The 14838-nt window shown below is 32.6% G+C and carries 13 protein-coding genes; 2 read left to right on the forward strand and 11 right to left on the reverse strand.

Annotated features, from left to right (window positions below; translation table 11 throughout):
* Positions 1-43 precede the first annotated feature (43 nt).
* From AC2I98_RS05550 to flxA, 5 genes are read right to left on the reverse strand one after another with little or no spacing between them, the layout of a single operon-like run.
* The gene (locus AC2I98_RS05550; protein ID WP_486413632.1) at positions 44-913 is read right to left on the reverse strand and encodes a lysophospholipid acyltransferase family protein; all 870 of its coding nucleotides are present in this window, start codon (positions 911-913) and stop codon (positions 44-46) included.
* Between the two features lie 5 nt (positions 914-918).
* Positions 919-1167, reverse strand: coding sequence for an acyl carrier protein (locus AC2I98_RS05555; protein ID WP_486413633.1), 249 nt, complete (start codon positions 1165-1167; stop codon positions 919-921).
* A 1-nt stretch (position 1168) separates the two neighbouring features.
* On the reverse strand, positions 1169-2395 hold the full coding sequence (locus AC2I98_RS05560; protein ID WP_486413634.1) for a beta-ketoacyl-[acyl-carrier-protein] synthase family protein: 1227 nt from the start codon (positions 2393-2395) through the stop codon (positions 1169-1171).
* 5 nt (positions 2396-2400) lie between these two features.
* Complete coding sequence (gene flxB, locus AC2I98_RS05565; RefSeq protein WP_486413635.1) at positions 2401-3132, reverse strand: flexirubin biosynthesis SDR family reductase FlxB; 732 nt, start codon at positions 3130-3132, stop codon at positions 2401-2403.
* Positions 3133-3135: 3 nt separating this feature from the next.
* Complete coding sequence (gene flxA / locus AC2I98_RS05570) at positions 3136-4650, reverse strand: flexirubin biosynthesis tyrosine ammonia-lyase FlxA (RefSeq protein ID WP_486413636.1); 1515 nt, start codon at positions 4648-4650, stop codon at positions 3136-3138.
* 89 nt (positions 4651-4739) lie between these two features.
* Between flxA and AC2I98_RS05575 the strand changes: the two genes are divergently transcribed.
* Positions 4740-5978: an NAD(P)/FAD-dependent oxidoreductase gene (locus AC2I98_RS05575; RefSeq protein ID WP_486413637.1), complete on the forward strand. Its 1239-nt coding sequence runs from the start codon at positions 4740-4742 to the stop codon at positions 5976-5978.
* Positions 5979-6065: 87 nt separating this feature from the next.
* A complete protein-coding gene (locus AC2I98_RS05580; protein ID WP_486413638.1) occupies positions 6066-6926 on the forward strand; it encodes a cupin-like domain-containing protein in 861 nt (286 codons plus the stop codon).
* A gap of 54 nt (positions 6927-6980) precedes the next feature.
* Here AC2I98_RS05580 and AC2I98_RS05585 read toward each other — a convergent pair whose 3' ends face one another.
* From AC2I98_RS05585 to ppk2 (AC2I98_RS05610), 6 genes are all read right to left on the reverse strand, one after another.
* Positions 6981-8621, reverse strand: coding sequence for a RagB/SusD family nutrient uptake outer membrane protein (locus AC2I98_RS05585; RefSeq protein ID WP_486413639.1), 1641 nt, complete (start codon positions 8619-8621; stop codon positions 6981-6983).
* A 9-nt stretch (positions 8622-8630) separates the two neighbouring features.
* The gene (locus AC2I98_RS05590) at positions 8631-11582 is read right to left on the reverse strand and encodes a SusC/RagA family TonB-linked outer membrane protein (protein WP_486413640.1); all 2952 of its coding nucleotides are present in this window, start codon (positions 11580-11582) and stop codon (positions 8631-8633) included.
* 272 nt (positions 11583-11854) lie between these two features.
* Complete coding sequence (rplS, locus tag AC2I98_RS05595; protein WP_486413641.1) at positions 11855-12205, reverse strand: 50S ribosomal protein L19; 351 nt, start codon at positions 12203-12205, stop codon at positions 11855-11857.
* A gap of 115 nt (positions 12206-12320) precedes the next feature.
* Positions 12321-12998: a polyphosphate kinase 2 family protein gene (locus tag AC2I98_RS05600; protein ID WP_486413642.1), complete on the reverse strand. Its 678-nt coding sequence runs from the start codon at positions 12996-12998 to the stop codon at positions 12321-12323.
* Between the two features lie 143 nt (positions 12999-13141).
* A complete protein-coding gene (gene ppk2 / locus AC2I98_RS05605) occupies positions 13142-13957 on the reverse strand; it encodes a polyphosphate kinase 2 (protein ID WP_486413643.1) in 816 nt (271 codons plus the stop codon).
* A 17-nt stretch (positions 13958-13974) separates the two neighbouring features.
* Positions 13975-14826, reverse strand: a complete 852-nt coding sequence (ppk2, locus tag AC2I98_RS05610) for a polyphosphate kinase 2 (RefSeq protein WP_486413644.1) — start codon at positions 14824-14826, stop codon at positions 13975-13977.
* Between the last annotated feature and the right edge of the window lie 12 nt (positions 14827-14838).

The following is a 14838-nucleotide window of genomic DNA, read 5'->3' on the forward strand; positions in this document are numbered from 1 at the left end:
TTTAAGTTTTATAGTGGTTAGGAAATTCATATTGTTGTGTAATTTACTTCCAAAAATCGAAATAATTAAACCATTGATAAGGATATTTTTTTACAATGGTTTCAAGATTAACACAAAACTCCTTCAATAAAGCGTTTGCGTCACGATGTTTGAAATTTGCTTGTCGCGCATATAGATGATAATGCAGATTTTTTTCCTTCATCACATAAACGAAAGCAACGGGCACTTTCAGTCGTGAAGCGATAGAAAATGGACCAGCTGGGAAATTAGCTTCTTTTCCAAGCAAAATTTCGGACATAGTTTTGTTTCCTTCGAAGTAACGGTCGCCAGTAAAACAAATTAATTCATTTCGACTAAGCGCATTATTAATCTCGAAAATATGGGATAAATCTTCTTGAATCAAGATAAACTTTACCGAAGGTTTCATCGAAATACTTTCCAAATATTCTTTGATGACATTTCGTTCTAAATCTGTTGTAACTAAATTAATTTGACAATCAAAATCGATGTCTGCAAAAAAATGTTCAGCCACTTCGAAATTACCGACATGTGCACTAATTAAAATTCCACCTTGTTTTTGTGCCAATAGATTTTTCAGTAATTCTATTCCATCAAATTCGTAGGAATATTTATTGCGCAATCCTGCATTAATAGCAGTTTTATCAATTAAAGTTTGTCCAAAAGTGTAGTAACTTCTGTAAACGCTTAGAATTGATTTGAAAACTGAGAAATTTAACCGATATCGGAAGTATTTGTAAATCGATTTGTTGCTACTAATAGCTGCTATAAAATAATAAAAAGCTACAAAAATTAAGACTGAGTAAGCAGCCTTAATTCCGAGCTTTTTCATAACGTTGACAAATATTTTGTATCCCAGGACCGTTCCTTTAGAACGACCATCCCATTGTTTCATATCTGCTATTTGTTCTCTAACTTTTGTTCTACAATTGCATAAAAATCTTCAAAAGTTATCATATTTTGAAAATCTTCTTTCACTAATTTCACACCGAAATTAGATTCAATGATTACCACTAAATCGACATAGTCTAAACTATCTAAATCTAATGATTCTTTAATATTTTTCTCTTCTGAAATTACAGAAGGGTCAACCTCAAATTCATCAATAAGGATAGCATTTAATTTTTCAGCGATTTGACTTTTCACCATATTAGGGATTAAATTTTTTAATTACTAAGGCCGAATTCGTTCCACCGAATCCAAAAGAATTCGACAAATATACATCAAATTCTTTATTTAAGGTTTCTTTAACAATGTTTAATTTAGCTGAATCTTCATCTGCTTCTTCGAAATTTATATTTGGCGCAATAAAGTTATTCATCATCATTAAGTTAGAATAAATAATTTCACTTGCTCCAGCCATCCAACATTCATGACCTGTCATCGATTTTGTAGAACTTACATAAGGTTTTGTTTTCCCAAAAACCTGATCGATTGCTTTTGCTTCATTTGCATCACCAACTGGTGTAGAAGTCGCGTGCGCATTGATATATTGAATTTCGTCTGCTGATAATTTTGCTTGTTTCAACGCTCTATTCATTGCAATAGCTGGTCCATCTACATTTGGAGTCGAAATATGTCCTCCATTTGAGGAGAATCCGTAACCCAAAACCTCAGCAATAATAGGTGCACCACGTTCGATTGCCGATTCATAACTTTCTAAAATTAGTGTTGCTCCTCCTCCACTTGGCACTAAACCATCGCGATTTTTGTCAAAAGGGCGACAAGCTTGTTCTGGATGAGCTTCATTCGCAGAAAAAACACCTAAACCATCAAAACTTGCCATGGCATATTTATTGATTTCCTGCGCTCCACCACAAATAATCATGTCTTGCAAGCCATCTTTAATCATCATATACCCCAAACCAACCGAATGCGAACCACTTGCACAAGCTGCACTGATCGTCATATTTATTCCTGTCAATTCGAAAATTGTTGCCAAATTCATTGTTACAGTAGAATTCATCGACTTGAAAATTGCACCAGAACCAATTAATTCTGTGTCTTTTTTCTCGCGAACAATATCTATTGCATCAATAATTGCTTTCGAAACGCTGTCGTTTCCGTAAATAATTCCGACTTCGTTTGTTTTCACATATTCCTCCGTCAAGCCTGCATTTTTCAATGCTTCTAAAGTCGCCATATAAGCAAACTCTGTTTCTTGACCAACTGTAATTCGCTGACGACGATTTAGGAAAGGTTTCAAATCTGCATGAGGAACCATTCCTGTCAAAGCCGATTTGAATCCAAACTCTTTACGTTCTTCATCAAAAATAATCCCTGATTTTCCTTGACGCAAAGATTCTGTAACTTCTTCTATCGATGTTCCCAAGCAAGAATAGATTCCCATTCCTGTAATTACAACTCTTTGACTCATTTTAACTAAGAATATATTCCTCCATTTATATTAATGACTTCTCCCGTGATATAACTCGATTTTTTAGAAACCAAAAAGCTTACCAAATCGGCAACTTCTTCAGCTTTTCCAAAACGATTGGCAGGAATCAATTTCTTTAACTCTTGCTGATCCAATTCATCTGTCATATCCGTTTCGATAAAACCTGGTGCTACAGCATTTACTGTTACATTGCGTTTTGCTATTTCTTGCGCTAAAGCTTTTGTAGCACCAATAACAGCAGCTTTTGCAGCCGAATAATTCGTTTGTCCTGGTGTTCCTTTTAGTCCAGAAACAGAAACTATATTAACAATTCTTCCGAATCTATTTCTTAACAATGGATTGATAAAGAAATGCGTCACGTTGTAAAAACCATTCAAACTTGTATTAATCACATTCGACCAATCATCTTGTGAAATCCACATAAATAAATTGTCTTTCGTGATTCCTGCATTGTTTACAATGACTTCAACAATTGCTTCTGGATTTTTTTCAGACCAATCTGTCAAAGCTTGTTGTGTTTGATTAGCATCAGCCACATCAAATTTCAAAATTTCTCCTGTTCCACCTAACGCTTCCACTTCTTTCAAAGTTTCTAAAGCAGCAGTTTCATTCGAATTATAATTTATTAAAAGATGATAATTGTGCTCTTCTGCAATTTTTAGACAAATTGCTTTTCCTATTCCACGAGAACCACCAGTTACAATTGCACATTTCATGCTTTATTTTACTTTATTATTTAGTAAATAATTTTTCACTTCCTTAAGATAAGGATAAATCACCTCATCATCTTTAAATACAGGAACAATTTTACGAATCGAATCATAAAATGATTTTCCTTTCGAAGATAATTTATCTTGTATTTGTAGATATTCTATTGCTTGTGTTACAGCTAAACTCTGCACAGTCAATACTTCAAACGTATTGTCAATCACTTTTGCACAAATCGTCGCCGCATTTGTTCCCATACTCACAATATCCTGATTATCGTTGTTATTTGGAATACTATGCACATACATCGACGTAGAAAGTGTTTGATTTTCTGCTGTTGTAGACGTAGCTGTAAACTGCGCTGCTTGTAAACCAAAATTAAAACCAAGAGTTCCCAAATTAACAAAAGGCGGTAAAATATTGTTGATTTTTGGATTGACTAAATAATTCAATTGACGTTCACTTAGCATCGAAAGACGCGTAACAGCCAATTTCAGTTTATCTAATTCCAACGAAACATAATCACCATGAAAGTTTCCACCGTGATGGACAGTTTGATTTTCTACATCGATAATCGGATTATCACTTGCCGAATTGATTTCGTTTTCCAAGACTTCTTTTGCCGAAAACCATGTATCGTAAATAGGACCTAAAATCTGAGGAACACAACGCAACGAGTAATATTCTTGTACTTTTTCTTCGAAAATCTTCTCTGTACGTTCTTGGTATAGCTCATCTGCACGCTTTTTGACTAATTTACTATCATTCAAAAACTCGGCCATTTTATTCGCAACGATTCGCTGTCCTTTATGTTGTTTTGCTTCGTTTAATGGTTTTGAATAATGATCGTCAAAAGATTGAACAATCTCATTCATCATCGAACTTAATGTAATCGAAAGATTGATTAATTGATCAACTTTAATCAAATTAACCATTCCGATTCCCGTCATTACCGAAGTTCCATTCATAATTGATAAACCTTCGCGAATATGAACTTCTATTGGTTGAAGATTTTCAAGCTCAAAAACTTCTTTCGTTGATTTAATTTCATCTTTATAAAAAACCTCTCCTTCTCCAATCAATGTCAACGCTAAATGCGCCAATTGAACCAAATCACCACTCGCTCCAACACTACCATGCTGATAAATTACGGGTAAAATATCACGATTAATCAACTCTTGCATCAATAATAAAACTGAAGGATGAATCCCTGAATAACCAAGTGACAATGTATTTAGTCGTGCGATAATTGCAGCTTTTGTTTGATTTAATGTCAAAGGCTCTCCAATTCCAGTACAATGACTTCGGATTAGATTATATTGAAGTTGAATCGTATTTTCATCTTCAATACGATATTGTGCCATTGGACCAAAACCGGTGTTTACGCCGTAAATAATTTTATTCTTCGAAAATTCTTTTAGAAAATTAAAACTATTTTCAACACGATCTAAGGTTGATTTGTCGAGTAATAATTTTTTATTCGCAAAAAGTATGTTTTCTATAGTGTCAATTGTTAATTTTGTCATGCTATTGATTGGGTAAAAGATTTAATGATTTTAGATTACTAAATTCCTCTATCAATTGCAAAAATAATTAAAAAACAATACAAAAAATCATGATTCAAAATACAGATGTTTTAATCATTGGTGCGGGACCATCAGGATCAGTTGCAGCAGCCTATTTGAGAGAGCATAATGTAAATGTAATTGTCTTGGAAAAAACGCAATTTCCTCGAATTGTTGTTGGCGAAAGTCTTATTCCTCGCTCAATGGATCATTTCGAAGAAGCTGGTTTATTACCTTATTTGAACAGACAAAATTTTGAAGTAAAAGCTGGCGCACGATTTATTCGAGATGAACAAATTTGTATTTTTGATTTCAGTAAAAAATTTGGCAAAGGTCAAGATTGGACTTGGCAGGTTCCGCGCGCTGATTTTGACATGACTTTAGCTGATGCAATTATAAACAAAGGCGCAGATTTACGTTTTAATGAAGAAGTAATTGATGTACAATTTGAAGAAAAAAAATCGATTACAACTGTAAAAAAACAAAATGGTGAAACCTATCAAATTAATGCTAAGTTTTTAATCGATGCAAGTGGATATGGACGTGTATTACCTCGCTTATTGAATATTGATAGTCCGTCAAAATTAAATCCGCATTCAGCTATTTTTACACATATTGATGATGTTCGTCGCCCTGAAGGACGAGAAGGAACGCAAATTTCCTTTGATATCATCGAAACCAAAGTTTGGTTGTGGGTAATTCCTTTTTCAAACGGAAAAACAAGTGTCGGAATTGTTGGTCCAACGGATTATATTAATGAATTGTCAACCAATCAAGATACTGCTGAAGCTTTGCAAAATGCCATCAAAAAATCTGATTTTTATGTGAATCGTTTTGGTGATTTACCATTTGAATTTAATCCAATTTGGTTGAAAAATTATTCTGCAGCCGTTTCAAAAATGTTTGGTGATGGTTATGTTTTGACAGGAAATAGTACCGAATTCTTAGATCCTGTTTTCTCTTCAGGCGTTTGTTTCGCTACAGAAAGTGGTTTGAAAGCGGCTAAACTTGCGATAAAAGAAATTAACAACGAAGAAGTTGATTGGCAAAAAGATTACGAAGATTACATGAAAGAAGGAATTAATGTTTTTACGACCTATGTACAAGAATGGTATACCGGAAATTTGCAAGAATTATTTTTTCATCAACCTGAAAATCCTGATGTCAAAGAAAAAATTTGTGCTGTATTAGCAGGATATGTTTGGAATAAAGAAAATCCATTCGTCAGAAAACACAATAGCGTCATTCGAAATATGGCGTATTTGATTCGCATGGTAAACGAAAAATAATAAAGAAAAAGTCAACAATATGTTGACTTTTTTAGTTCAAATTCAATTAGTTTCTCTATTTTTGAGTAATCCAATACTATAAAACACATGCAGTTTCAGGCTATTGATACGGTTGAATCGATTTCGAAAGAAGATTTTATTAAAAATTATCTCAAAAAAAGAAAGCCTTTATTATTGAAAGGTTATGCAAAAAATTGGAAAGATTTTGACAAATGGAATCTCGATTATATCAAAGAAAAAGCTGGTGAGCAAATCGTGCCATTATATGATAGCAAACCTGCTGATGCAACAAAAAGTTCGGATACGCCTGCGACACATATGAAATTTAACGAATATGTGGATTTGATCAAAAAAGAACCTTCTGATTTGAGAATTTTCTTTTTTATTATCAAAGATAAAATTCCTGAATTGCTTAAAAATTTCACCTATCCTGATCTGGGTTTGAAATATTTCAAGCGATTGCCAACCCTATTTTTTGGAGGAAGTGAAGCGAAAGTTTTGATGCATTACGATGTGGATATGACGGATTTTGTTCATTTTCAATTTCAAGGCGATAAACGAATTTTGTTATTTGATCCAAATCAATCACCTGCATTATACAAAGTTCCACTTTCTGTTCATACGATTTACGAAATCGATTATGATCAGCCTGATTATGAAAAATTCCCGGCTTTGAAACATGCCAAAGGCTTTGATTTTGTGATGAACCACGGCGATGCGCTATTTATTCCAAGAGGTTATTGGCATTACAATCGTTATTTAGAAGCTGGATTTTCCATGTCTTTACGCGCCTTCCCAAATGAGTTTTTTCAGGTAATGAATACTGTTTACCATGTATTTATTATGCGCTACACCGACAAACTGATGCGTAAAATTTTTCAGCTTAAATGGATTCATTTTAAAGAAAAATGGGCGATAAAGAAGAGTCATCGCTTTTATAAAATATAAAAAAAACCGTTCGAAAATTCGAACGGTTTTTAGTTTTATAAATGTTTTTAAATCTTATGGATTTTGTACTAAAACTCCTTTTGATATAATAATTTGTTGCTCTGGTATATACTCTACAATATCGTTTGATGTAGCTGGAATTGTATACAAAGGTGCGTTTCCTGATAAATGTGTACCTGGGTATCTTCTGTCCATTGTAATTCCATTTCTATAAACATCAAATTTACGATGTCCTTCCCATGCTAATTCTAATTGACGTTCTTGCATTACGACATCTAGTGCAGATAAAGAACCTAAATTACTTGAAGTCCATAAACCTGCAGTAGGAATTCCCGCTCTTGATCTAATAACATTGACATCTGCTAATGCAGCAGTTGTATTTCCTAATTTAGCATTCGCTTCTGCTCGAATTAAGTAAATTTCGCTTAAACGAGAAATTACTGGTGACCATAAATGAGCTTGTCCTTCTTGTCCTGAGCATTTAAGAATATAATATTTTAAATATCCATTACGATCTGCTAATTTTTTGTCTACTAAAACAGTTCTCTCTTTACCTTCTATATTGATAGAATATTGAAAAGAACCTGCTCCATTCGATTTTTTTATCAACGTTTTAGAAACTCCATTGTCTGTATAATTATAATCAGTTCCAGATTTAGTTACAATTACACTACCGTATTTGTAATCATCTTTTACATAATATGCATGTAATTCATTCTCATTAGATACAACTGGTGTAATTAATGAATAACGAACATCTTCTGGATATTTACGAACTAATTCTAAGTATGAACGAGATGCATACATCTCTCCCCATCCACTACCGTTTATATCAGCATACATAGAACCAATTGTATACCAACCTCCATCAGGATAATCTGTGTCTTTCAAGAACTTTATAGAAAAAATATTTTCAGGATTATCTTCTGGCTTACTTGCAGTGAAGTTTTTGTAATTAGCTGTCGTAATCAAAGAAAACTCTCCTCCATCTATAACTTTATCTGCATATTCTTTTGCTTTAGCATTTTCTCCCATATAAAGATAAACACGAGATAATAAAGCATAAGTAGATTGTTTTGAAGCGTAAATTTTATTGCGCCCTTCGTTGTTAAATAACGTTTCTGCTTTTAATAAGTCTTTTACAATCTGATCGTAAACTTCTTTCACTGTATTACGTGGTAAGTTCTCTAAAGGGTCAGATGTTAATTTTAATGGAACAGCTAAATTTGTAGCAGCACCTTGGTTATATGGTCGTCCAAAAACATTTGTTAAATAGAAGTAAATCATACTTCTTAAATATAAGTTTTCGGCAATCATTTGATCATCTGTCTTATTTACTCCTTCTTTTATTTTTGATAAGATGACATTAGTTCCTGCAATAATCTTGTACGAATACGAATAATATGTATTAACACGTCCATTGTTTACTAAACGATTATAATTATAATTATTCATAAAGGCATCCGTTGTCGATCCACTCAAAGCTACATTATCTGATGGATATTCAGTAATACGATGCCAGTTTTCTACCCAAGGTTTTAGCAATGAATAGTTACCAGAAGTAATGTTCTCTGACGAACCTTCTATTTGATTTAGTTTATCATCTGATAAACTTGAATATGGTTCATAATCTAAATCACATGAAGTAAAACTTAATGCTACTAAAGATGCGATTAAATATATTGATTTTTTCATGTTTATTTATTAAAATGTTAAGTTAACACCGAACGTAAAACGCTTTGGATTCGGATAATTATTAGTTCTATCACCTGAAATAACTGCCTCAATATCAGCCCCTGTATATTTCGTTGCTGTCCATAAGTTATCCCCAGAAACGTAAAGACCTAGACCTTTTAGTCCTATTCTTTCAATATCTTTTTGATCAAAATTATACCCTAAACGAACTGATCTCATCCTTAAGAAAGAGGCATCTTCTAAATAGCGACTTGAAATTTTATTAGCGTTTGAAGTATTATTAAAAATTAATTCAGGATGTGTAGCATTCGTTGGATCAGCTGCTGTCCATCGTTTCCATCCATCTTGCATTTTCATTTGATTGTAGTATGGGTACGCTCCATCAGAATCAAACAAACTACGTCCAATATTATATGCTAATCCTCCTTTAGAGTACACAAAATCTGCACTTAATGTAAATCCTTTGTAAGATACAGAAGAAGCAAAACCTCCATTAAAATCTGGCGTTGTGTTTCCTACAAATTGTAAAGTTGCCTGATTGTAATTTGAAACTTTAGTAATTTCTCCTGTCGTTGCATCTACTTTTTCCCACAATGGTTTACCATTTGATGGGTCAACTCCTGCCCACTTACGCATATACCATGTATCAATATCATACCCTTCTGCAACACGTTTTAAACTACCTTCTGCAATTCCATCGGCATTGATTGTTGTATCGTTGTATAAATCTTTAACAACATTTTTGTTTTTCGCTATATTAAAAGATACATTCCATTGTACTTCACTTGATTTTGGTAAAATATCAGCACTAATAGAGAATTCGATTCCTTTGTTATTCACTTTCCCTACATTATCCCAATATCCAGACCAACCTGATGTATTAGGAAATGTTACGAAATGTAATAATCTATCAGTATTCTTATCATAAAGATCTAAAGTCATGTTAATACGATTGAATAACCCAACTTCAAGTCCAAGATTCGCATCCTTTGTTTGTTCCCAAGTAACATTAGGGTTATTATATTGACCTTGTGTAACTGCCGGATTTCCATCATATTGTCCAGATAAACCATATAATGAATATTGTCTATAATAATTTCCGTCGTTTCCTCCTGCATTACCAACAACCCCATAAGAAGCTCTTAATTTAAGATTTGTAATTGCTTTAGAGTCTCTTAAGAAAGCTTCGTTGTTAATGTTCCATCCTGCACTAAATGCATAAAAACTTGCATAACGATTATTTTTCCCAAAACGAGAAGATCCATCTAAACGATAGGAAGCTTGGAAATTGTAACGGTTATCATATCCATAATTCACTTGTGCTAAACCAGCTTGAAAAGCATAATCGTTTTTACCCCCATTTGCTGATATAGTAAGCGCTCCATTACTTAGGATTTCTGATCCTGGTAAAATACCTCTTCTTGTACCATCAATACTTTGATACATATAATCATTATATTCATAAGCTGCATAACCAGAAAGTTTATGTAAACCAAATTCTCTTTGGTATCGTAACATTTGATTAAATGACCTGATTACACGTTTATCCGAACTTTGGTAAATAGATCCTTTAGGATTTGATGCCATCCCTCCAATTGAGTTTGGATCTGTATACGATAAACCAGTTGTTGTATAATATTGTACGTTATTTGTTGATTCAAATGTTAATGAATTTGATATCTTCCAAGAAAAATCCATATTCGCTTGAATATCAAAATTCTCACTCTTACTATAATTTGTTTGTAAATCATAGTAATAATTAGAATAATCTCTTCCATACCATTTATCAATCACTTTGTTTTCCTCGTCAACACGTGGGTTAACAGGTTTTCCGTTTGGTAAAAACGGATTATCCCATGGCATATTCATATACATACTATACAAATCATGCTGTCTACTATCGCGAGTTGTATAAGTCGCATTTAATTTTGGCTTAAATGATAAACGATCAGATAATTTTTGGTCAAGATTAATTCTAGCAGATAATCGTTCATATTCATAACCTTTTACCGTTCCTTCTTCATTATAATATCCTATAGAAGAAAATAATTTTGTTGATTCTGAATTTGAATTGATACTTACATTAGCATCCTGAACAATTCCTGTTTTTGTACCATTCTTAACCCAATCATAATTAGTTGTTTCTAACGACTTTGGTAAAACAGGAGCTCCTTTCATATTTTGAAACAAATTATATAATTCATTTCCATTCATTACTTCGAATTTCCCTGGATTGAAACGATTATAACTTGTAGAATAATCTGCATTTACAACCAATCCATTTCCTCTAGCTCTTTTAGTTGTTACAACTACTACTCCATTCGCTCCACGAGAACCATATTGCGCAGTTGCAGCAGCATCTTTCAATACAGAAACTGTTTCAACATCATTTGGATTAATATTTGGTGTACCATGATAAATCACACCATCAACAACCCATAAAGCATTTGTGTCTGCAGAAATACTTGTTCTACCTCTTAAACGTAATGAAGCAGTAGAACCTGGTTGTCCAGAACTACTCGTAATTCGTAATCCTGCTACTTTTCCTTGTAATAAATTTGTAATGTTAGGTGACTTACTATCTATTAAATCTTTTGCATTTACAACAGAAACTGCAGCAGTTACCTCTTCTCTACGCTGTGTAGAGTACCCTGTAACAACCGCCGTTCCTAAATCTATATTATCTTTTTTTGGATTTAATTGAGTAGATAAATCCCCTAAGTTTCCAGAAGTAACAGTAATTTCCTTGCCTTTGATAATTAAGATATCACCAATTTTGGCATCAATATTAAAATCACCATTCTCATCTGTGTAAGCTGCCTTATCAGTCCCTTTTATTTTCACCTCTACATCTGCTTCTGGAAAACCGTCAGAGTCTTTTACATGACCTGTAGTTTGGGCATAAGCAAATGATCCAAGAACAAATAGTAGACTAAAAATTCTAAATTGTTTTTTTCTCATCTCTTGTGTTAAAATTGTTAACAATAAAAGTATTAAAAAAACTAAATAATCTACCCCTACTAATGCAGAAACAAAAATAAACCTATGTTTTTGTCACAAACAGAATAATATCAACTTATTTTAATAAAATCTTAAATATATACTGATATTATGTTAAAAAACAGAATGTAAATTTAACATTAAATCTTCAAAGTATGATGAATAGTGAGATACAATAAAAAAAATCCGCTCGAATAATCGAACGGATTTTATTTCTTTCAAAAAAGTAATTTTTAGTAAGAAGCGTCTTTAATACGAGCTTTTTTACCACGTAATGCTCTGAAGTAGAAGATACGAGCTCTACGAACTTTACCTTTTTTGTTCACTTCAATTTTTTGTAAAGCTGGCATGTTTACTGGGAAGATACGCTCAACACCTACATCACCAGACATTTTACGGATAGTGAAAGTTTCTGTAGTTCCTTGTCCTCTTCTTTGGATAACAACCCCTTTAAAGAACTGAACACGAGTTTTTCCACCCTCTGTAATTTCTTGATAAACTGTAATAGTATCACCTGCTGCGAAAGCTGGGAACTCTTTTTTAGCTACGTATTTCTCTTGTACGTATTTTACTAAATTTTCCATTTTAATAATTTCAATTTATTTATATTGAGCAACTTAAACGTCTTTCGTCAGAGGTTGAACAATGTGGGTGCAAAATTAATCAAAAATCTCGATTATACAAATGATTCTCTTTCTTTTATGAATGAATTTTTATTAAATCATCTTCAAAAGATTGATTTGTTAATTGTGCTAGGATTAATTTCATAGTCAAAATTCGAGCTGCTTTTTTATCATCCGTCACAATTTCTATCCAAGACGATTTTTTTGTTCCTGTTTCTTGAAACATTTTATTAATATAATTGGTATAAGTATCCCACAGGTCTTGCGCCTTTTGATCCAAGGAACCTAATTTCCATTGTTTCAATTCATCATTTTTTCGTTCTTGTAAACGCTCTGCTTGTTCTTCTTTTGAAATTGAAAGAAAAATTTTAATTAAAATAATACCATCTTCCTGTAAAAGTTGTTCTACTTCTACTACTTGTTTCATAAACTTTGTATGTTGTTCTTCTGTACAAAATCCGAAAACAGGCTCTACAACAGCACGATTATACCAAGAACGATCGAAAAAAACAATTTCACCAGCATTGGGTAATTTCTGAAAATAACGCTGAAAATACCATTGTCCCGTTTCTATTTCAGTTGGTTTAGGTAACGCTTCAACTCTATATTTTTTAGGGTTTAGAAACTCCGTGATTCTCGAAATTGTTCCTCCTTTCCCTGCTGCATCACGACCTTCAAAAATGATTAACACACGTTTATTCTCTTGAATTACTTTCGATTGTATTACTAATAATTTCTCTTGAAGTTCCTTCAACGCTTTCTCTTACGCGAGTTGCTCTTTGAATTTCTTTTCCTTAATAATATCATGTTCAACTAAAAAATCAATAATTTCTTGTTTATTATTAATCTTTTCTAAATCATTTAAATCAAATTCAGCCATAGTTTTAGGTTTGCTAATTAATTTTCTTCTAAGTTTTGATGTTTCAAAATACGTTTATTTTTATCATCATAAGGTATTTTAGACAAAATATATTCCATTGCTTCTACTCGAGCCTTATATTTTTTATTGGCATCTATTATTTTCCAAGGAGCTGTTTTAGTGTCTGTTTTTTCGAACATTTTATTTTTATATTCAGAATAAACCTCAAATAAATCTTGTGCTTTTTGATCAACAGAACTGTATTTCCAACGCTTAATTGGAAAATTTACAATATCATTAAAACGTTTCATTTGTTGTTCTTTTGTAATCGAGAAATAAATCTTAATTAAATAAATTTCCGAATTAATCCACATTTTTTCGACATCATTCACTTCATTCATAAATGTTGCATATTCATCTTGTGTACAAAATCCATTTACAGGTTCTACAACAGCACGATTATACCAGCTTCGATCAAAAAAAACAATTTCACCTTCGCGAGGCAATTGACGCACATAGCGTTGAAAATACCATTGTCCTTTTTCCACTTCATTTGGTTTTGGCAATGCAACAATACGATGTTCGCGCGGATTAAGATGTTCTACAATTCTTCGAATTGCGCCTCCTTTTCCTGCTGCATCACGACCTTCAAAAACAATTACTACTTTTTCTTTGTGATTGGCAATCCAAGTTTGTAGTTTAATTAATTCCTCTTGCAGCTCTTCAATCCTATTTTCATATTTTACAGTTCGTAAAGCTTTTGTAAAATTTAGTTTTCCATGATCAGATTGTAAAAGACCGACAAGCCCTTTTTTTGTTTCGATTAATTTTAAATCTTTTGGTTTTAATTCCATTTTATTTCTACTTAAAATTAATGATTCATTTCTTTTACCATTCTGTAATAACGTTCAATCACATTTGGATCTACCATTAAATCAGCCTCAGATTCTTCTTTTCCCTTGTATGGAAACAAAGAAAGCACATATCGAATAGTCTCCACCCGAGCCAAGTTTTTATCATTCGCATTCACAATAATCCAAGGTGAAAATGAATTGTGTGTTCGAGTAAACATTTGATTGATGTAAGCTGAAAAATCGTTCCATAACTCTTGACCTTTCGCATCAACAGGACTATACTTCCATTTTTTAAGTGGATTATTTAAACGAGAATCAAAGCGTGCTTGTTGTTCTTCTTTTGTAATCGAAAACCATAATTTTATAATATGTGTTCCAGATTCGTATAACATATGCTCAAATTCAGAAACTTGTACCATAAATTGTTCGTATTGTTTCTCTGTACAAAATCCCATAACTGGCTCTACAACTGCTCTATTATACCAACTTCGATCAAAAAAAACAATTTCACCAGCATTAGGTAATTCTTTAATATAACGTGTAAAATACCATTGATTTTGTTCCACTTCAGTTGGTTTATTCAACGCAACAACTCGCATAGAACGTGGATTAAGATGTTCGCGAAAACGACGAATAGTTCCTCCTTTTCCAGATGCATCACGACCTTCGAAAATAATCGCTACTTTTTTCTTTTCTGTTGAAATCCAATTTTGAAGATTTACCAATTCTGATTGCAATTTTAGTAATTCTTTTTCATACTCAAATTTCTTTAAAACATTTTTATATAGAAGATTTTCTTCTTGATTTTCGACCAAAAAATGCATTAATTCTTCGGTTGTTGTAAAATCAGCAATCTGACTATTTTTCATATTATTATGATG

The organism is Empedobacter sp. EJD.6dd (assembly GCF_057369435.1).

Bases quoted from the DNA above. Each gene is read 5' to 3' on its own strand.
- AC2I98_RS05550 (WP_486413632.1), bottom strand. From the start codon at position 913: ATGAAACAATGGGATGGTCGTTCTAAAGGAACGGTCCTGGGATACAAA.
- AC2I98_RS05555 (WP_486413633.1), bottom strand. From the start codon at position 1,167: ATGGTGAAAAGTCAAATCGCTGAAAAATTAAATGCTATCCTTATTGAT.
- AC2I98_RS05560 (WP_486413634.1), bottom strand. From the start codon at position 2,395: ATGAGTCAAAGAGTTGTAATTACAGGAATGGGAATCTATTCTTGCTTG.
- flxB (WP_486413635.1), bottom strand. From the start codon at position 3,132: ATGAAATGTGCAATTGTAACTGGTGGTTCTCGTGGAATAGGAAAAGCA.
- flxA (WP_486413636.1), bottom strand. From the start codon at position 4,650: ATGACAAAATTAACAATTGACACTATAGAAAACATACTTTTTGCGAAT.
- AC2I98_RS05575 (WP_486413637.1), top strand. From the start codon at position 4,740: ATGATTCAAAATACAGATGTTTTAATCATTGGTGCGGGACCATCAGGA.
- AC2I98_RS05580 (WP_486413638.1), top strand. From the start codon at position 6,066: ATGCAGTTTCAGGCTATTGATACGGTTGAATCGATTTCGAAAGAAGAT.
- AC2I98_RS05585 (WP_486413639.1), bottom strand. From the start codon at position 8,621: ATGAAAAAATCAATATATTTAATCGCATCTTTAGTAGCATTAAGTTTT.
- AC2I98_RS05590 (WP_486413640.1), bottom strand. From the start codon at position 11,582: ATGAGAAAAAAACAATTTAGAATTTTTAGTCTACTATTTGTTCTTGGA.
- rplS (WP_486413641.1), bottom strand. From the start codon at position 12,205: ATGGAAAATTTAGTAAAATACGTACAAGAGAAATACGTAGCTAAAAAA.
- ppk2 (WP_486413643.1), bottom strand. From the start codon at position 13,957: ATGGAATTAAAACCAAAAGATTTAAAATTAATCGAAACAAAAAAAGGG.
- ppk2 (WP_486413644.1), bottom strand. From the start codon at position 14,826: ATGAAAAATAGTCAGATTGCTGATTTTACAACAACCGAAGAATTAATG.